This window comes from Olivibacter domesticus (assembly GCF_900109575.1).
Taxonomy (GTDB): Bacteria; Bacteroidota; Bacteroidia; order Sphingobacteriales; family Sphingobacteriaceae; genus Olivibacter; species Olivibacter domesticus.
Window position 1 is genome coordinate 1,060,139 of sequence record NZ_FOAF01000001.1, and the last position, 18,733, is coordinate 1,078,871.

Consider the following 18,733-nt stretch of genomic DNA (forward strand, 5'->3'; position numbering starts at 1 on the left):
AATTGCTAGTTAACTTGCAACACTTAATTTCCCAACGCCTTATTCAACAGCATGCTTCCCTTATCGCTGTATTGAAGTGCCAATGCGGCTTCTTGCCCTTCCCTGCTCATTTTCGCCCATGTTTTTTGAAGGATACCTACCATTTTCTCTTCCGAATGTTTTTGAAGTAAGTCATCATATTGAAATTCAAGAAAAACCAAGCAAAGCGCATTTTCTATAGTCTGGACGTCTTGATCTCTTTTTATTCCCTTCTTTAAAACAATTTCCTTAACTTTTGCAATCACATCAGCTTCATAGTTTAATGAGTCCATTATTTCGGTAGCTTTCTGAGCATGGTGTTTCGCAAGATCACTTCTCCATTTCAAATACCCTACCCTACCTTCAGGATAGGTTTTCCTTTCAATTTCCCATCTTCCAATGTGTTGGCACCTAGAAGCCAGCAACAATGCTTCGCTAGCATGTTGGTCAAGATTTCTCACCCACTCATACAATTTGATAGCATAAAAATACTCCGAAGGGTAATCCTGCCCTTTCCAAGTAATTCTTTCGGGCGATTGCTGGTTGTATTTATCAAATAATGTAAAAGCTTGTTCGAGTTTTGTCATGGAGAATAAAAATAATTTCTGGTAGCAAACTTAAATAAAATGGCCTTCATATGCAAAGCACCGAGAATCAAATTAATTCACTCATTAACAGCATATTAAAATATATTTATTTATTTCGGCGTTATTATTGCAGCAAAAAGATCAAAACAATTTCGCTCCTTTTAGGTTTAGAAATTTGCAATCGTATATTAAAGTATTTAAGCGAATTGAAATTGAAATTTAACTCTTTATTCCCTATACCCGCACTACAGGTTAATCGCTGTAATATTTATGTAGTTTTCAGAACATTATTACTAGTTGTGTTATTAAGTTTACATAACAAGGGATTTGGCCAAGCAACCGTACCTACCGACTCACTGAAGGCTGATTCAATAAGAGCAGATTCTTTAAAGGTCCAACAGGATCTTCTCTCCACAAGTGGTCAATACGATATCAGTGATTTGATCCGGAACGTTATCCATCCCAAAAGAAAACCAGATTCACTTCGAAAACCATCGGGAATAACGCCTATGCCTAATATAGCTTACAATCCTAGCATTGGAGCACAGATCGGAATTAAGGCAGTAGCTGGTAAAGTACTAGGCAATGACCCAAATACCTTGATGTCGGTCGCTGCGACCTCAGCTTCCATTACTACAAAAGGTATTATTTATTTTTACCTCAGCCACAACATTTATACACCTGGAAATAAGTGGAATTTTCAAGGAAGTCTGGTTGCAGCAAAAACAGTTTCTCCCGATTATGGGTTGGGCATTGGCCATGTTGCAGGAAATACCGAAGCGGATCGTATATTAACGAATCCAGATCGTAAAGTATATGTACAACGGGCACAGTTTTATAATTTTCGAGAAAAGGTGTACAAACAAATTCAAGAGAACTTATTTGTTGGAGCAGGTGTTTCCATTGATATCAGAAGGAAAATTGACGAGAGAGTGGAAGAAGATGTATTAACTCCCTATAAAATTTATAATCAAAAATATGGCTTTGACGGAGAAGACTATATGTCAAATGGTTTCCTCTTCAATGTACAATACACAACACGCGATAATCAAAACCGTCCCTATAACGGTATCTATTCGGATGTTGGTATTCGGGTAAATCAAACGTGGATTGGAAGTACAAAAAGTGCCGTACAACTCAGCACAGACTTTAGAAAATATTGGAGCCTATCCGAACGTAATCCAGAACATGTAATTGCCTTTTGGAACTGGGGTTCATATTTAGTAAGCGGAGCCCTGCCCTACTTGGAATTACCTGGAACGGGTAAGGACATGAACTTTCGCAGCGGCAGAGGTTATACCGTAGCTTATTTTAGAGGCCCTTTATATTTCTATTCAGAAGTAGAATATCGTTTTCCCATTACACGAAACAAATTTCTAAGTGGTGTTACATTCTTTAATATACAAACAACTAATGATGAACTTGGCACCAAACTATTCGAACGGTGGCAGCCAGGAGGAGGTGCTGGCCTACGTGTACTCTTTAACAAAAATACACGTACAAATCTATGCCTCGATTATGCTTTTGGTAAATACGGCGCAAGGGGCTTTTTCCTAGGTTTAAACGAGGCCTTCTAAATAGAAAATTACCTTTTCTGCCATCAGGTTAGTTCGTCTATCACAAAAAGTCCCAAAGAATCACATACATCTAAAAAACGACTGTCGGGCGGATGGTGCGACATCCTAACCGCATTCATATTCATATCTTTAATCAGGTTTACATCCAACTCACTTTTTGCCTTACTCATCGTCCTTCCGATGGTAAGCCATGCGCTGTGTCGATTTACACCTTTAAATTTTACTTTAATTTCGTTGACAAAGAATCTAATACCTTTCTTAAAAACATTAGCATAAAATGCAAAGTCTACTGAAGTAATGGCTCCAGCACCTTCCAGACGTTTTCTGCTAAAATTTTTTGCCCAGCACTGGTGGGATGGATTCCATCTTTTTGGTTCAGTTCAACTTCCCCACCTACACCCTCTAGTAAAAAAGGAATAAGAAATAACCGATATTCCTTCGCCAGAGCAGGAAATATCGCTTGAAATTTTTTCACATAAGTACTTCCCATACTCGGCGGAACCATCATACCTGCTAGCACAATCTGGCAATCGGGATTGATAGCCCTTACTTTTTTTATAATGCTTGCTAAGTTCTGGTATGTTGCTTCAGTAGCTAATCCACGAAGACCATCATTGGCACCAAGTTCCAGCACAAAGATGTCAAAAGGCTGTTTTAGTACCCATTCAATACGCTCATTTCCACCTGCACTCGTTTCTCCACTTAAACCTGCACCAATTACTTTATATGGTAATTTCAAGGAATCTATCTTCTGTTGAATCCTCGCGGGAAAGGCTTCTTCTGGACTTTCTAACCCATAGCCCGCAGTAAGGCTGTTGCCAAAAAACAAAATATTCTTACGAGTAGATGTAGATACTTCTTTTTCGTTCTTATTTTCCTGTTCCGCTGATGCTTTTTCTTTACTGCTGTTTGAGCAAGATATGGAAAGCAATGTAACAATTGTTGATATAATCAATCTTATCTGCATAATTAGAGCTAATTTAAACAAAAAATTCATTAGCTCGTCATTTGTAGGACAATGCTCAGCGTTAAAAATATTTCAAAGATTTATCAAAGTGGTTTCAACAAGTTAACAGTGTTGAACAATATCAGTTTCGAAGTAGCACCCGGAGAAACCGCTGCAATCGTTGGCCCTTCTGGAAGCGGCAAGACCACCCTATTGGGTCTCTGCGCCGGACTTGATCGCTACGATGCAGGAAGTATTACCCTATATGATTCATTACTTAGTGAACTTGATGAAGATGGGCTGGCACAAATCCGTAATCAACATGTTGGTTTTGTATTCCAAAATTTTCAGTTGTTACCTACCTTAACTGCGCTAGAAAATGTAATGGTTCCTATGGAGCTTCAAGGAGCTTTAAACGCTAAAAAGAAAGCCTTAGCTTTGCTTGATAAGGTAGGATTGGCCGACAGAGCCACGCATTACGCCAGTGAATTATCTGGTGGCGAACAGCAGCGTATCGCTTTGGCAAGAGCTTTTTCTAATAATCCTAAAATTTTGTTTGCTGATGAACCAACGGGCAATCTTGATACAGAGACAGGCCAAAAAGTGGAGCAGTTGCTCTTCAACTTAAATAGAGACGCTGGTACTACGCTCGTGTTGGTAACTCACGATCTAGAACTTGCAAACAAAACAGAACATATCATTCGCTTAAAAGGAGGAGTCTTAGTGTGAACGGATGGTGGATAATCAAAATGGCTTGGCGCGATAGTCGTAAGAATAGATCTCGACTGCTGTTTTTTATCTCGTCCATTGTGTTGGGTATAGCGGCATTAGTGGCAATAGCTGCCTTCGGTAAGAACCTTAAACAAGAAATCGATAATCAAGCTGCAAGCCTAATAGGTGCAGATTTAGAAATAAGCAGCGGCAAGCCGTTGACGGTTTCCGCTCACAAGCTGATCGATTCGTTGATAAACCTTAGTCAATCGCACGCAGAGGAACATCAGTTTGCTTCTATGGCAAATTTTATAAAAAATGGTGGCACGCGTTTAGTACAAATACGAGCATTAACGGGTGCTTATCCATTTTATGGGGCTTTGGAAACCTCACCAGCAGCAGCTGCCTTCACTTTTCTTGATGATCAAAAGATACTTGTAGATAAAACATTGCTTCTGCAATTTAATGCCGCAGTGGGTGATACCGTCAAACTTGGCGATTTGAACTTTCAGATTGCTGGGTCATTAATTAATACTCCTGGAAAAACAGTCATTTCCGGATCGGTGGCCCCTACCATCTTTATGCCACTGTCACTTCTTGAAAAAACAGGGCTTTCACAGAAAGGTAGCCGTATTAATTATAAATATTATTTCCGTTTTTTAGATAATTATCCGGTAGATAAACTTGTCGAACATTTAGACGATCAATTTGAGCAGCTAAGTCTTCGAACCGAAACCATTGCTAGTACGAAAGAAAATACCGGAAGGTCCTTTACAGATCTCACTGACTTCCTTGGATTAGTAGGATTCATTGCCTTAATGTTGGGCTGTTTGGGAGTGTCCAGTTCCATCCATGTGTACGTAAAAGAGAAATTACCTAGCGTAGCTATCTTGCGATGTATAGGTGCTCGTTCACACCAAACCTTTCTTATTTATTTGGCGCAGATTATAGGTATTAGCACCATTGGAGCCCTTTCAGGGGTTATATTAGGTGCCATAGTACAGCAAGTGTTACCTTGGATATTAAAAGACTTTTTACCAGTAAATGTTCGTAGTGACATTTCATGGTCGGCCATTGTACAAGGCATCTTAATTGGCCTTTCTATGTCCCTTCTATTTTCGCTTATTCCCTTGCTTAGTGTACGGAAAGTATCACCACTCTACACATTAAGAATTCAAAGTAATGATCGTTTAAGCATTAGTAAAGGTGACGCTCTTAAAAACTTAGTTTACTTGTGTATAATTATCTTTATTACAATATTTTCCCGTTTCCAATTAAATAGTTGGTATCAAAGCATAGCCTTTGTAATGGGCATTTCCATGGCCTTTGTTGTCCTCTATGGAACAGCCGTTCTCCTAATGAAAGCGTTAAGACAGTATACGCCACTTTCCTGGCCCTATGTATGGAGGCAGGGTTTAGCAAATCTATACCGCCCCAATAATCAGACAGTGATGCTGATAGTTGCTATTGGCCTTGGTACAGCTTTAATTGCTTCACTCTTTTTCATACAAGGGATTCTTCTTAATCGCGTTACCTTATCTTCTTCTAAGAATCAACCCAACATGGTGTTATTTGATATTCAATCTTCACAAAAGGATGAAGTCGCCGCTCTTATAAAGCGATCTAAGCTTCCAGTATTGCAAAAAACACCTATAGTAACCATGCAGTTAACAGCCATAAACAATTATACTTTAGAAGATGTAAGAAAAGATAGCACCTTAGGTTTTTCCACGCGTGCCTTTGGAGGAGAAATTAGAGCCACCTATAAAAGTACATTAGATCCATCTGAAAAAATAACTGATGGTCAATGGATTGAAAAATCTATGGTGGGAGATACCGCTAAAATATCCTTAGATCAAAGCTATGCCAAACGATTAAAGGTAAAGGTAGGTGATCGTTTACAATTTAATGTGCAAGGGGTAGTTATACCTACTATAATTGGGAGCTTAAGAGAGGTAGATTGGAATAGGATGCAAACAAATTTCAGGGTGCTCTTTCCTCTTGGCGTAATTGATAATGCGCCGCAATTTCATGTAATTATGACAAGAGTACCAAATGATAGGGTCTCTGCAGATATACAGCAATTGCTAGTTAAACGATTTCCAAACATATCTATAATCGATTTAGATTTAATATTAAGCGTGTTAGATAGCATTTTAGATAAAATAGGTTTTGTAATCAAATTTATAGGGGCCTTCAGTATACTTACCGGTATTGTTGTATTGATTGCCGCTATTATGATCAGTAAATACCAACGTATACAAGAAAACGTATTATTAAGAACATTGGGTGCTTCTCGCCGCCAGCTATTTACCATTACAGGCTGCGAATATTTATTGTTAGGTTTATTGGCATCTATAACCGGAATTATATTGGCATCAATTGCTAGTTTTTTGTTAGCATTTTTTATTTTTGAAGCATCGTTCAAACCTTCTATTTCAGTTATCTTGTTGTTATTATTCGGTGTGTCGGGCCTAACTTTATTTATTGGGCTATTTAATAGTCGCTCTGCTTTAAATCAACCACCCTTAGTCGTACTGAGAAAAGAAGTTTGAAGTCAACGCGCACGCTTTAACCTTCCATCTCTAGAAACCATTCTTTCGCTTTAGCAACAGCCTTATCGTATAACAAATCCCCCTCCGGCTCTCCTTCCTCATAAAGTTTATTAGCAATTTCTACTGCTTTTTCCTGAACATTCGGGTTTAAATTACTCTCATTAAATGGAAAATTATTTACGGTCCATTTTCCATGGTCGTCGTCATATCTATAAATTTTCATAACACTTCAGTTTAGTAGCCTATCATTTTGTTTTGCTTTAATTTCTAACAACTCAATTTATTCAGATTTTTCGTCCCTACTGCTATTCTTCGATGTCTATTTAATAACAGCTGAGGATGCTAAGGGTTTTAATCTGTTAAATAAAATTCATTGATTTTTAAATATTTAAACATATCCATCTCAACAAGTCATATTCAAAGGCAGACTTCAATATTTATCTATTTTTTTAAAAAAAATTATGCTAACAAAAACAAGGCATAATTGTTATAAAGTAAAAAACAAAGACATGCGTACAGCACATAACAAATATCGCGGCATTAGATATAATGGTATTCCTTCATTTAATCCTATCCAGACATCTGGGTATTTAAAGACGAATTTGCAAAACGAAATAATTTCTGTTGACGAAAGAGCCGCTCAGTTGTTGGGATATGATGCCAAGACATTACTAGGACATAATTTTTGGGATATTATATGTGTGAGTATACCCGCCCATTGTCATCAAGCTATTAATGCAAGTATTATGCAGCGAAAAAACACGGTTATAAAGATGAATTCATTGAAAACAGGTGCACTGATTCATTTTACTATCAGTCACACGGAATTCGATTCAACCATAAAAATTGAAGGATTAGTGTAAAGCACAGCCCAATTAGGGCAGATAGAGGCATTTCATATCAATTTGCTTTCTAATTGAGCTTTGATGGCCTCGTGCCATTCCTCTTTTAGTATACTTAAAACAATGGAAGTTCTTCTACTTCCATTTTCTTTTTTCAGATGATTTCTCAATACACCCTCTACTGTACAGCCAATACTTTTCATCGCGGCAATACTTGCTTCATTATCCACGTCTGCCCTAAACTCTACCCTTTCAGCGCCTAATTTTTCAAAGGCATATCGTAATAGCAAATACTTGCAGTGCTTATTTAGCCCCGTTCTTCTAAAGTTTTCGCCATACCAGGTATAGCCGAGCTGGAGCGTCTTGTGGTCATGCTGTATATCATAAAACCTGGTACTACCAGCATACTTATTCGCAAGTTTATCAAAAATAATAAAAGGGTATTCCCTACCTGCCTCCCTAGCGCTGAGAGCAGTATCAATATAATTTTTGATGCCTAGTCCACCTGCAACGGAGGTAATCGAATACCTCCAGATATCTGGTTCATTCAATGCAAAGGGTAAAAGATGATCATAATCCTCCAGCTGTAACGGACGTAATAAAACACGTTCATTCTCTAAATGCACATTATTTACCAGATTGAAGTTCATAAATTTAGATCTATAATAGTAACCGATTATCGTTAGCTAGAGCCCAATATACGACTAACAATAACAACTTCCGAATTTTCACTATAATTAAACAAAAGCTTTCAATACACTCCGTTGCTATTTATGCTCTTCTGGAAAAGCATTGAAGAGCGCTTTCAGTTCTTTAGCTTTATCTGGAAATTCTTCTATTACATTTGTACGTTCGCTTGGGTCATAAGCAGTATTAAACAATTCTTTAGCAGCATCATATGGTTTTCCTGAATTATTATTGATACCAGCCGGTAGCTCTCTATATTTCCAATTCCCACTTTTTACGGCTTCCACTTTACCATGATTTACCAAATAAATAGGTCGATGCTCATACCCGTTACTATTCACTTCCCCAGTTAATAAAGACGCGATCGACTGTCCATCCAAGATACGATTTTTCGGTAATGGAGCCCCGGTCCATTCTGCCAGTGTCGGTAATATATCCAGGTTGCTGATGGCATTTCTCAGGAGCCCTCCATCAAGTGTATGACCTTTCCAATATACTATAAAAGGCACGCGTACTCCTCCCTCATAAGTTTGCGCTTTTGAGCCTTTGAAAACGCCAGCTGTGCCCGCATGCCAGTTTTTAGTAGCGCCATCGCCACTCATACGCACCGGATACTCTATCCATGGGCCATTATCGCTAGAGAAAAATAAAATGGTATTATCCGCTAAGCCTTGTTCTTCCAATACTTTCCACAACGCAGCAATACGTTTATCCAAATCTTCTACTACTGCTCCCAATGGCCCAGCTTCCTGCATATTTTTCATTGCATCCGCCTGCGCAGCAAATGCAACAGGCAAATGGGGCATATTATGGGCATAATATAGAAAAAAAGGTTGATCCTTACGTTGGGCTTTGATAAAGCGTATAGCCTCCTCATTATAAATACGGCTAAGCGAAGAGTCTGCCGGGCGCACAACTTCCGGTGTACGATTTCTGAAAATTTTAATGGTGATATCCGTTTTTACGTAAGGGTCTCGGTAATCATGACTATACAGCATGCCAAAAAATGAATCAAAACCTTGCGCAGTAGGATAATTATAGTCATGCTTTTCTCCTAAGTGCCACTTTCCTATAAGTGCGGTACGGTAGCCAATTTCCTTTAACATCTCTGCAATAGTTATTTCTTCATCAGGCAGTCCAAGCGGTGAGCCAGGCCCAATGGGATCAGGTAAGTTATAGCGTGAAGCATACCTGCCCGTTAATAACGACGCACGTGAAGGCGTACAAGAAGGGCTTGATACAACATAATCAGTTGCTCTAACTCCCTTGGCGGCCATCTCGTCTAAAAAAGGTGTCGATATACTTGGATTCCCGTAACAGCTTAGATCTGAGTATCCCATGTCATCTGCCAATACAAAAATAATATTTGGTTTATCCTGTGCACTAATGTTTGTTAATGAACAGATAAGAAACAAACTAACTAAAAGGACTTTATCGAATGGAGCAACTGACTTTTTCACAATCATTAATTTAATTTTCAGTAAGAGGGTTAAGCAAGCAAGATATAAAAATATTTCTCAAGCATACCTACTTTCAAGCTTGGTTTTTAAATTATTTTCTCACCTAAACCTACAAAAACATTAGCAGACAGTTAAAATCATAATATTCATTTAATAACCTTCAGTAATAAGCTCATGGTTAATAAAAGCTCCTGCAACGGTGCCTGCCCCTACCGCCATTGATACGCCCCTAAACATAGTGGTGTTATCTCCCGCAGCAAAGACACCAGGAATACTTGTTTTCTGAAAATTATCTACTTGTAAATGTCCTGTATCAGTTAAAACGCATCCCATGCTCGCCGGTATCTGACAATGTTGCACAAATGGAACCTGCGCATAAAGCGCTGTAAGCGGAATAGAACTGTCGTCCGTAAAATGAAGACGACTGAGATAACCATCTTTATGTTCAATCTTTTTTAATGGTATTTCAACTATATTTATGTTCATAGTTGCTAATTTTTCTTCCTGCACAGCACCAATCGTAGAACTGCCATTCGTAAAAATGGTAAGCTGTTTCGTCCAATTACGAATCAGCCGTGCCTTTTCAAAGGCCATTTCTCCATTCATGAACAAACCTGTACGTTCTTCCCGATACTCATAACCATGACAATAAGGGCAATGGATAACAGAAATCCCCCAACACGCAGCAAAGCCGGCTATCAACGGCATTTCATCTTTAATACCCGTCGCAAAAATTACTTTTTTAGCCTGTATTCGTTTTCCGCTAATAGTCTCAATACGAAACTGAAGGTTTTCACCTTGCACTGAAGTCACCTCGTCATCAACCAATTGCACCGTTGGATAAGCAAGCACCTGTTCGCGCCCCAGTCTAGTAATTTCAGCAGGAGTGTTACCGTCTTGCGTAAGGAAATTATGCGAATGTGGTGTTTGTTGATTACAAGGTTTACCCCCATCAATAATAAGTACTTTACGGATTGCGCGTCCTAGCGCCATTGCTGCCGACAAACCAGCATAGCTACCACCTATAATGACTACTTCAAAATTGTTGTTTTCCATATGATATTGCTTAAATTTTTTATACCTGTTTTGTGAGATCACCCACCACCCATGTCTCAAAATTGAGACATGGGTGGTCAAATTTTTTTAAATTCCGATTCCCTTACTAAAAGAAAACCATGCAAATTGCTTTAAACTTTGCTTAGCTACCGTACCCATTGAATCTGCTTTAACTGTTGCACTAACAACCCCTGTGAAAAACATAAATATCCATTCGTTGGTTAGTTGTTTACTAACCTTTCCCTCATCCTGTAACTTTAAAATAACCGCTTGATAATGCTGATACATGGCATCATATTCTGCACAATCTTTGTTCTGATGATGATGCTGATGCCCCTCCTTATTATGCATTTTATGAAAAAATGAATATTTAGCGCCGCAATCCACTCCTGCATATAACATCTGCTCCAACTGCTCTAAAGGATTAGTAGAGCTATTTAACGCATTCGCCATAGCTTTACTACAACGTCTTCGCATATCCGTGGCACAGGCGGCTACCAATTCACTTCTATCTTTAAAATACCGATGAAGTGTTCTTCTTGTTACCATCGCCTTATCTGCCACCTTCTCCAGTGATGCCGAAAGATCATCGTTGAAAACCAAAATGGCCGAATCGATTATATTTTGTTGCGTATCCATCGTACTACCTCCGCACAATTGTATGACTAATTTCTCAGATTTGTGACATATATTTGTCACAAATAAGCAAGCATTATCGAAAACAGGCAGCGCACTATTTGACAGCCAATGCCATTCCCTTGCTTTTAATGCCTTTGCCTTCTATATTAAGATGAACTATCCCCGCTTTTTTATCCGCTTGTATAATCACCACTAACTTTCCGTTAAATGTTTTCATCATCGGTTCGTGAAACAATTCTAATGAGGTGGGATCACCATTACAAACCGCTTTAAAAGCCCCTGCGCCTTTTGCTTTAAAAGTAAGTGGAAGGTTCGCTTGAGGGCATAAATTACCGTCTTTATCTACCACCTCCACCGTTACAAAGGAAAGGTCATTCCCATTGGCAACCAGCTCCTCCCTATCAGCCGTTAATCTTAAACCAACAGGCTTTCCGGCAGTATGTATTTGTCGCTCCTCTGCCACTGTTCCGTTTTCATCATAAGCCACCACCCTGAGGGTACCTGGTTGATAGACAACGTTATTCCATCGCAGTCGATAGCGATCCAATTTCGAATCACGGTTCTTCTTAATTTTACCCTGACTGATACCATTCACAAAGAGTTCTGCCGAAGGATAGTCTGTATAACAATATACGGGTATGGTATCCCCTTCGTGCCCTTCCCAATTCCAATGTGGCAAAAGATGTAAAGTATGAGTCACCTTGTTCCATTTGCTTCGGTAAAGGTAATAACGATCTTTAGGCAACCCGGCCAAATCGCATATGCCAAAATAAGAACTTCGTGCAGGCCAATATTCATCATAAGGAGTAGGCTCACCCAAATAATCGAAACCTGTCCAAACGAATTCACCTATAACCCAAGGTTTATCATCCTGTAATTGCCAATCATCTTCTGGCAAATTGGACCAACTACAGCTTTCCAGATCATATGAAGACGACTGCCCATCCGAATAAGTTTTTTGTTTTAACACTTCCACCGGCAACTTATAAACGCCTCGCGAACTTACAGTAGAAGCCGTTTCAGATCCCAATATAAATCCTTGCGGCAACTTATCATAAGCAAGTTCGTATTTTTGTGTTCTATAGTTAAGTCCAGGCACATCTAAAATAGCAGCAAAACCGCTCGCAATAGCGTTATCCACTCTATCCATTCCGCAGGTTACCGGTCGTGTCGGGTCTTCGCGATGACAAATATCCTGTAAACGCTTGGCAATACGATTTCCGCCTGCTATACTCTGTTCCGGCACTTCATTACCTATACTCCACATGATAATGGAAGGATGATTACGATGAAGACGAATGAGATTAATCAGATCGCGTTCGGCCCAATCCTCAAAGAAACGATTATAACCATTTTTACATTTTGCAGCTTTCCATTCATCAAAGCTTTCAGCCATCACCATAATACCCATTTCATCGCACAGATCCATTTGCCAAGGCGCGGGCATGTTATGCGCGGTACGGATAGCATCCGCACCCATCTCCTTCATGATCAATAACTGCCGTTTTAATGCGGCCTTGTTAATGGCAGTTCCCAAAGGCCCCAGATCATGATGTAAACACACACCCTTAATCTTCCTTGCTTTTCCGTTTAAGATGAATCCCTTTTCGGCATTTATCTGTACCTCTCGAATCCCAAAACGTACTGAATCCACGTCCAATAAATCCGTCCCTTCATAAATAGACACCCTAGCATAATATAGACTAGGGCTTTCGGGAGACCATAAGCTGGGGTTTTCCAATTCTATATTGTCTTCGAATAGGCGACCAATCATTTCTACATCTCTTTCGTGGTTCTTGATCACTTTCCCCTGATTATCTAGGATAGCTGTTTTGATCCGTAACTTTCTATGCTGTGCTTCTTCCAACGCAGCTTTTATGTTGATCTTGGCATACGTTTCCGACACTACGGGTGTGCTCACTGCTAATCCCCAAGTAGCGATAGCCGTTGTATTCGTTAATAACAAACGTACCGGGCGATAGATTCCCGCTCCAGGGTACCAACGGGACGATTCCGGCGTATTCTGCAACCGAACTGCTAGTATATTTCCACCCTGCTTGTTCAAATAAGGCGTAATATCGAAATAGAAGGAGTTATAACCATAAGGCCAATACCCCACCTTTTTACCGTTCACAAAAACGGTGGCTTCACTCATTGCACCATCAAAAATCAGGGTAGCTTTTCGGCTGTCAAAAGATTCTTTTGGTAGATCTGTTCGATACCAGCCAACCCCTACATAAGGCAAGGCACCTGTTCTTCCTGTTTTTTCGGTTGGTATTGTTTCACCATTTTGCGTTATTGCTACTGTCTGTTTATCAACCTCTTTATCGAAAGGACCTGTAATCGCCCAATCGTGTGGCACTTTTACATCCTGCCACGCCTTGTCATCATAACTAGGCTGCTCAGCGCCAACCTGCTCTCCCTTTATAAAGCGCCACCCTTCTTCTAGCATTAGTTCTTTTCTACTCTGAGCCGATACAAAACAGCTATAAAAACAACATAAAATCGTAAAAACGGTACGTATATTCATTTTATTTACTTAATATTATTCTAACCAAATTGCGCCAACATCCCAACTAAACGTTGTACCAGCGGGCATTTATCGTGTGCTATGAACAGCTGCAATTTATCCAATTTTTTTAAATTGATGCTTATATATATAGAATAGCATGAGGGTAAATCCTGAGTATAGATAGGTAATAATAACAACCCGCCCAATTCTAGAAGAACAATCGGAATTCTTATGGGCACTTTTTATCAGGTATGGAAGATTCCTGATAGCGCAGATGCGCTCCATAAACGATATCAATCTTCCTTCGCTAATTGTAGCATCTGTTTTAATTGTTTCACATGGCGCATAGTATGATAAGTATCAAACCATAGCCACTCTAGACGCGTAAATTCACCATATTCCGGAATAGCAAAGTCAGTACAAATAACAGCAAGATCCTGATGCAAAAGCACTTCTTTATAGGCAACAACCCTTTCCTCTAACCCTTTGAGCAGTCTTCTCTTCTGCACCGGCGCACCTGTTGGAATAACTTCTACGGGTGCCTCATAGCTGTTATCGAAATTCAGTAAGACACCTTTAATTTTTGCTACTTTTTGATCGATGGGCCTGTTGGCAGGCTTCGTATTTCCCTTTAAAATATAGATTGCAGCGTATGCCTTATAAAGATGCAGACCTAGCTGACCAGGTGTCCATTTACCAGGAATAAGTACGCCATTCAATTGCCCCTCCGTTAAAGAATGAAGTAATTGTAGCAATTCGTTGGTAATTCCATCAAATGCTTGTATCAACTCATTATATTGGTTTTTCATAAAATAGCCTCTTTATAACCATAACTTTATAGTAAACAAAAGTATAACATTCCGTCCATTGCTTTCTGGTGTAAATACGACAGAATATGAGTGATTTACGACTATACCCCTTACTTTCTATCGCTAAGTACATAGTTAGAACCAAAATCTTTCTTATCAGAAAGATTATATTTGTGAAAACATATCAATGAAGAATGGAAATTATTGTTGCACAAAAAAAAATAGCAATAGGCGGCAAATATAGTATATTTACGAATGGTCAGCCTACGCACAAAGCCTCTAGGCAGCTTTTACAACTGTTGGCAAAAATTCTTCTTTTCGAAAGTAGTGGCGTTACGCCGCATTTGATCATCAACAGAAAATTCACTTGGTTAAAGCCTGCATATGATATTACCAAAAAGGATCACCAGGTCTTAGCATTCAGAACAAAATCATTCTGGAAACGACATTATCAATGTCGATCTAACGCCGATATATACGATATATATAGGCACAGGGGGCTAAAATACTCGATTTTTAAAAACAATCAGCAAGTTGCATGGTGGGAAAAAAGCATCATTACCTGGTTTGAAGGAGATAGTTATAAGATTATCGCTAATGACGATTGCGATGTCGATTTAATGATTTCTTTTTGTCTAATCATTGATAATGTATCAGGCCACCACGATACCCAGGTGATGACCATCAACATAGGCAACATAGGTTTTCAAGCAAAAAAATTTGATTCCCAATGGCAAGCAAGGTAAAGCGTTCGATGCGCGCGTAAGGCCTCGACTGGAATAACAACTATAAAAATAAAATAGATCATCCGATAGATCACGAACTGCTTCTTTATACATTATTTTTAGTTTTAAAAGCTTAGTTTTGTCTGGCATATATAATCGTATGTAACAATTTTAACCATATCCCTTGTTTTTCAGCTAAAAAAACTTGCGATAAAAGGATAATCTAAGCATATTAGCTAAATCAATTTAGCTATAGAATAATCGATAAAAACTAAAACAACAGCACATATTATGTATTTATTCAAAGAAAAATTCTATTTATTACTTATTGGTCTATCCTTATTTTCATCCGTATTACAGGCGCAACGTCTCAATATCGCCACCTACAACATTCGTAACGACAATAACAAAGAAGATGCTGCGAGAGGTGATGGTTGGCAACAGCGTTATCCGGTTATAAGCGACTTGATACGTTTCCACGATTTTGATATTTTCGGCACGCAGGAAGGTCTTCATCATCAATTGGAGGATCTCAAAAAAAATCTTCCCCATTACACGTATACCGGTCGCGGTCGCGATGATGGCAAAGAAGCAGGTGAATATTCAGCAATTTTTTATAATACCGATAAATTTCAGTTAATAGACCATGGTGATTTCTGGCTATCCACCCAAACAGATAGACCTAATAAAGGCTGGGATGCCGTGTTGCCACGTATCTGTAGCTGGGCAAAATTGCAATTGAAAGAGAACGGGAAGACACTTTATTTTTTCAATGTTCATTTTGATCACGTAGGTACTACAGCTCGAAAGGAAAGTGCAAAGCTTATTTTAAGCAAAGTAAAAGAACTAGCCGGTAATCATACAGCTATTCTAACGGGAGATTTCAATGTAGACCAGCATAGCGACAGCTATCAGGTGTTAGAACAATCTCATATTATGGAAGATGCTTATGGAAAAGCGAATATTAAATACGCCACCAACGGTACTTTTAACAATTTTAATCCAAATAGTAAAACCGATAATCGTATCGACCATATCTTTCTCACAACTGATTTTAAGGTATTCAGGTATGGTGTCTTAACGGACAGTTATCGATCCCCTTTGAAAAATCCTGCAGAGGCCTACCAGTCGGGCAACTTTCCAAAAGAGGTGAGCTTAAAAGACTATCGCGCTCGTGTACCGTCCGATCATTTTCCAGTGATGGTAAGTATTGAAATGCCTGAATAGTAAGTTAAATATGAATTTTTAAAAAACAAGTCAGTAAACCCTTTCTAAAGAAACGAAATGAATTTACCAATAAGCCTTAAAAGGGCCTTTCTTATTATTTTTTGTACAGCTATCTCTTCAATAGTTATTGCACAGGAGCAAGCAGATCCAGTTTCTTACGTCAGTACATTGGTTGGCAGTCAGTCTAAGTTTGAACTTTCTACAGGTAACACCTACCCAGCTATCGCGATGCCATGGGGTATGAATTTTTGGGTGCCGCAAACAGGAAAAATGGGCGACGGCTGGGTGTATACCTATGCAGCCGATAAAATTAGAGGTTTTAAACAAACACATCAGCCAAGCCCGTGGATGAATGACTATGGGCAATTCTCATTAATGCCATTAACTGGCAAGCCAATATTTAATGAAGATGAGCGTGCTAGCTGGTTTTCACATAAAGCGGAAGTAGCGAAGCCTTATTATTACAAGGTCTATTTAGCCGATCATGATGTGCTCACCGAAATCACACCAACAGAAAGGGCAGCAATGTTTCGTTTCACTTTTCCAAAGGCTGACCATTCTTATGTTACGATAGACGCCTTTGATAAAGGTTCTTATATCAAAGTAATCCCTGAGGAACGTAAAATTATCGGCTATACTACCAAAAATAGTGGCGGAGTGCCAGCCAATTTCAAAAACTACTTTGTTATTGTTTTTGATAAGGACTTCACCTACAAAGCTACTGTAGCACAGCAGCAAATACAAGAAAATCAGTTAGAAGTCGATGCCGATCATAGTGGTGCTATCATCGGTTTTACCACAAAAAAAGGTGAACAGGTACATGCTCGTGTGGCATCATCCTTTGTCAGTTTCGAACAAGCAACCACTAATCTTAAAGAATTGGGGGTGCTGAACTTCGATCAATTGGTAGAAAACGGCAAACAGACTTGGAACAAAACCTTGGGGAAAATTGAAGTAGCTGACAGTAATATCGATAACCTGCGTACTTTTTATTCATCTCTTTACCGTTCTGTACTTTTTCCAAGAAGCTTTTATGAGGTCGATGCTCAAGGAAAAATTATACATTATAGCCCATATAATGGAAAAGTGTTACCCGGTTATATGTTCACCGATACCGGATTTTGGGACACCTTTCGCTCACTATTCCCTTTCCTTAACCTCGTATACCCATCCATGAATACCAAGATGCAGGAAGGTTTAGTGAATGCCTATAAAGAAAGTGGTTTCTTACCAGAATGGGCCAGTCCCGGGCATCGTAATATTATGGTGGGTAACAACTCCGCCTCTGTGGTGGCAGATGCTTACATTAAGGGTCTGAGAGGTTATGCTATTGACACTCTTTGGGAAGCATTGAAGCATGGAGCCAATAATGTACACCCTACTGTAGCGGCTTCAGGCCGTAAAGGATACGAAGAATATAACAAATATGGTTATATTCCGAATGATGTAGATATTAGTCAGAACGTTGCCCGCACGTTGGAATACGCTTATGACGATTGGGCCATTTATTCTTTGGGGAAAAAGCTAAACAGACCAAAAAAAGAAATTGCTATTTACGCAAAAAGAGCCTTAAATTATAAAAACGTATTTGATTCCACCTATAAATTGATGCGTGGCAGAAAGGCAGATGGCAGTTTTCAATCCACCTTTGATGGTACTGATTGGAGCAGAGATTTTACGGAAGGTAATAGTTGGCATTACAGCTGGTCTGTTTTTCATGATCCACAAGGCCTAATCGATTTGATGGGTGGTCAACAATCGTTTAACCAGATGCTCGACTCGGTGTTTATCATTCCAGGTGCAGAAGGTATGAAAAGTCGCTCTGTAATTCATGAAATGCGTGAGATGCAGGTAGTGAATATGGGGCAGTATGCGCATGGTAATCAACCTATTCAACATATGATTTACCTTTATAACTATTCTGGTCAACCATGGAAGTCGCAATACTGGGCACGAGAAGTGATGGATAAGCTTTATGCCGCAGGTCCTGATGGTTATTGTGGTGATGAAGATAACGGACAAACATCTGCTTGGTATGTGTTTTCAGCACTAGGTTTCTACCCTGTTTGTCCAGGTACTGATCAATATGTAATTGGCTCTCCCCTTTTTAAGTCGGTAAAACTTAACTTAGAAAATGGCAAAGAGGTAACAATAGAAGCCCCTAATAATGGCAAAGACAAGCGTTACATCAAAGGCTTAACAGTAAACGACAACGTCTACACCAAGAATTTCTTTCTCCATCAAGATCTTAACAATGGGGCAAAGATCAAGTTCGATTTAAGCGCAGAACCAAACAAAGAGCGAGGCGTAAATCTCAAAGATGCGCCCTACTCGTTTAGCAGGGAAATTTCCGAATAGTTTAGTCGGCAATAACATGGCCCT

At 39.3% G+C, this 18,733-nt stretch carries 17 protein-coding genes; 7 read left to right on the forward strand and 10 right to left on the reverse strand.

From position 1 onward, the window contains the following. Positions 1-23: 23 nt before the first annotated feature. On the reverse strand, positions 24-605 hold the full coding sequence (locus BMY50_RS04500; protein ID WP_093319045.1) for a DUF4202 domain-containing protein: 582 nt from the start codon (positions 603-605) through the stop codon (positions 24-26). 212 nt (positions 606-817) lie between these two features. On the opposite strand from BMY50_RS04500, the gene BMY50_RS04505 reads away from it, so the two are divergent. Then, positions 818-2,182, forward strand: a complete 1,365-nt coding sequence (locus BMY50_RS04505; protein WP_238383659.1) for a BamA/TamA family outer membrane protein — start codon at positions 818-820, stop codon at positions 2,180-2,182. Between the two features lie 23 nt (positions 2,183-2,205). Here BMY50_RS04505 and BMY50_RS04510 read toward each other — a convergent pair whose 3' ends face one another. After that, positions 2,206-2,499 carry a glycoside hydrolase family 2 TIM barrel-domain containing protein gene (locus BMY50_RS04510; protein ID WP_317040829.1) on the reverse strand — a complete coding sequence of 98 codons (294 nt, stop codon included), beginning with the start codon at positions 2,497-2,499 and terminating at the stop codon, positions 2,206-2,208. Next, the gene (locus BMY50_RS04515; RefSeq protein WP_093323566.1) at positions 2,469-3,149 is read right to left on the reverse strand and encodes an arylesterase; all 681 of its coding nucleotides are present in this window, start codon (positions 3,147-3,149) and stop codon (positions 2,469-2,471) included. The genes BMY50_RS04510 and BMY50_RS04515 overlap by 31 nt, the downstream gene beginning before the upstream one ends. Before the next feature lie 51 nt (positions 3,150-3,200). Here BMY50_RS04515 and BMY50_RS04520 point away from each other — a divergent pair, with 51 nt between their 5' ends. After that, complete coding sequence (locus BMY50_RS04520; protein WP_093319050.1) at positions 3,201-3,857, forward strand: ABC transporter ATP-binding protein; 657 nt, start codon at positions 3,201-3,203, stop codon at positions 3,855-3,857. 20 nt (positions 3,858-3,877) lie between these two features. Next, positions 3,878-6,394: an ABC transporter permease gene (locus BMY50_RS04525; RefSeq protein WP_093319054.1), complete on the forward strand. Its 2,517-nt coding sequence runs from the start codon at positions 3,878-3,880 to the stop codon at positions 6,392-6,394. 16 nt (positions 6,395-6,410) lie between these two features. Here BMY50_RS04525 and BMY50_RS04530 read toward each other — a convergent pair whose 3' ends face one another. Beyond that, complete coding sequence (locus tag BMY50_RS04530) at positions 6,411-6,617, reverse strand: hypothetical protein (protein WP_093319058.1); 207 nt, start codon at positions 6,615-6,617, stop codon at positions 6,411-6,413. A gap of 286 nt (positions 6,618-6,903) precedes the next feature. On the opposite strand from BMY50_RS04530, the gene BMY50_RS04535 reads away from it, so the two are divergent. Next, positions 6,904-7,257, forward strand: a complete 354-nt coding sequence (locus tag BMY50_RS04535; RefSeq protein ID WP_162276534.1) for a PAS domain-containing protein — start codon at positions 6,904-6,906, stop codon at positions 7,255-7,257. A 32-nt stretch (positions 7,258-7,289) separates the two neighbouring features. On the opposite strand, the gene BMY50_RS04540 is transcribed toward BMY50_RS04535, so the two are convergent. From BMY50_RS04540 to BMY50_RS04565, 6 genes are all read right to left on the reverse strand, one after another. Then, the gene (locus BMY50_RS04540) at positions 7,290-7,886 is read right to left on the reverse strand and encodes a GNAT family N-acetyltransferase (RefSeq protein ID WP_093319066.1); all 597 of its coding nucleotides are present in this window, start codon (positions 7,884-7,886) and stop codon (positions 7,290-7,292) included. Between the two features lie 117 nt (positions 7,887-8,003). Further along, positions 8,004-9,383, reverse strand: coding sequence for a sulfatase-like hydrolase/transferase (locus BMY50_RS04545; RefSeq protein ID WP_238383660.1), 1,380 nt, complete (start codon positions 9,381-9,383; stop codon positions 8,004-8,006). 150 nt (positions 9,384-9,533) lie between these two features. Continuing rightward, a complete protein-coding gene (locus tag BMY50_RS04550; protein WP_093319077.1) occupies positions 9,534-10,439 on the reverse strand; it encodes an NAD(P)/FAD-dependent oxidoreductase in 906 nt (301 codons plus the stop codon). An 87-nt stretch (positions 10,440-10,526) separates the two neighbouring features. Further along, entirely contained in the window at positions 10,527-11,078 is a 552-nt protein-coding gene (locus BMY50_RS04555) for a TetR/AcrR family transcriptional regulator (protein ID WP_093319081.1), read from the reverse strand. Between the two features lie 94 nt (positions 11,079-11,172). Beyond that, entirely contained in the window at positions 11,173-13,608 is a 2,436-nt protein-coding gene (locus tag BMY50_RS04560) for a glycoside hydrolase family 2 TIM barrel-domain containing protein (RefSeq protein ID WP_093319084.1), read from the reverse strand. A 275-nt stretch (positions 13,609-13,883) separates the two neighbouring features. Further along, the gene (locus BMY50_RS04565; RefSeq protein WP_093319088.1) at positions 13,884-14,399 is read right to left on the reverse strand and encodes a DinB family protein; all 516 of its coding nucleotides are present in this window, start codon (positions 14,397-14,399) and stop codon (positions 13,884-13,886) included. A 194-nt stretch (positions 14,400-14,593) separates the two neighbouring features. Between BMY50_RS04565 and BMY50_RS04570 the strand changes: the two genes are divergently transcribed. The 3 genes from BMY50_RS04570 to BMY50_RS04580 all read left to right on the forward strand — a co-directional run bounded on the left by BMY50_RS04570 (position 14,594) and on the right by BMY50_RS04580 (position 18,709). Then, positions 14,594-15,145, forward strand: coding sequence for an LURP-one-related/scramblase family protein (locus tag BMY50_RS04570; RefSeq protein ID WP_093319093.1), 552 nt, complete (start codon positions 14,594-14,596; stop codon positions 15,143-15,145). A 270-nt stretch (positions 15,146-15,415) separates the two neighbouring features. Beyond that, on the forward strand, positions 15,416-16,351 hold the full coding sequence (locus tag BMY50_RS04575; protein WP_093319097.1) for an endonuclease/exonuclease/phosphatase family protein: 936 nt from the start codon (positions 15,416-15,418) through the stop codon (positions 16,349-16,351). Positions 16,352-16,408: 57 nt separating this feature from the next. Next, the gene (locus BMY50_RS04580) at positions 16,409-18,709 is read left to right on the forward strand and encodes a GH92 family glycosyl hydrolase (protein ID WP_093319100.1); all 2,301 of its coding nucleotides are present in this window, start codon (positions 16,409-16,411) and stop codon (positions 18,707-18,709) included. Positions 18,710-18,733: the final 24 nt, after the last annotated feature.

Bases quoted from the DNA above. Each gene is read 5' to 3' on its own strand.
- BMY50_RS04500 (WP_093319045.1), bottom strand. From the start codon at position 605: ATGACAAAACTCGAACAAGCTTTTACATTATTTGATAAATACAACCAG.
- BMY50_RS04515 (WP_093323566.1), bottom strand. From the start codon at position 3,149: ATGCAGATAAGATTGATTATATCAACAATTGTTACATTGCTTTCCATA.
- BMY50_RS04520 (WP_093319050.1), top strand. From the start codon at position 3,201: ATGCTCAGCGTTAAAAATATTTCAAAGATTTATCAAAGTGGTTTCAAC.
- BMY50_RS04525 (WP_093319054.1), top strand. From the start codon at position 3,878: ATGGCTTGGCGCGATAGTCGTAAGAATAGATCTCGACTGCTGTTTTTT.
- BMY50_RS04530 (WP_093319058.1), bottom strand. From the start codon at position 6,617: ATGAAAATTTATAGATATGACGACGACCATGGAAAATGGACCGTAAAT.
- BMY50_RS04535 (WP_162276534.1), top strand. From the start codon at position 6,904: ATGCGTACAGCACATAACAAATATCGCGGCATTAGATATAATGGTATT.
- BMY50_RS04540 (WP_093319066.1), bottom strand. From the start codon at position 7,886: ATGAACTTCAATCTGGTAAATAATGTGCATTTAGAGAATGAACGTGTT.
- BMY50_RS04550 (WP_093319077.1), bottom strand. From the start codon at position 10,439: ATGGAAAACAACAATTTTGAAGTAGTCATTATAGGTGGTAGCTATGCT.
- BMY50_RS04555 (WP_093319081.1), bottom strand. From the start codon at position 11,078: ATGGATACGCAACAAAATATAATCGATTCGGCCATTTTGGTTTTCAAC.
- BMY50_RS04560 (WP_093319084.1), bottom strand. From the start codon at position 13,608: ATGAATATACGTACCGTTTTTACGATTTTATGTTGTTTTTATAGCTGT.
- BMY50_RS04565 (WP_093319088.1), bottom strand. From the start codon at position 14,399: ATGAAAAACCAATATAATGAGTTGATACAAGCATTTGATGGAATTACC.
- BMY50_RS04570 (WP_093319093.1), top strand. From the start codon at position 14,594: ATGGAAATTATTGTTGCACAAAAAAAAATAGCAATAGGCGGCAAATAT.
- BMY50_RS04575 (WP_093319097.1), top strand. From the start codon at position 15,416: ATGTATTTATTCAAAGAAAAATTCTATTTATTACTTATTGGTCTATCC.
- BMY50_RS04580 (WP_093319100.1), top strand. From the start codon at position 16,409: ATGAATTTACCAATAAGCCTTAAAAGGGCCTTTCTTATTATTTTTTGT.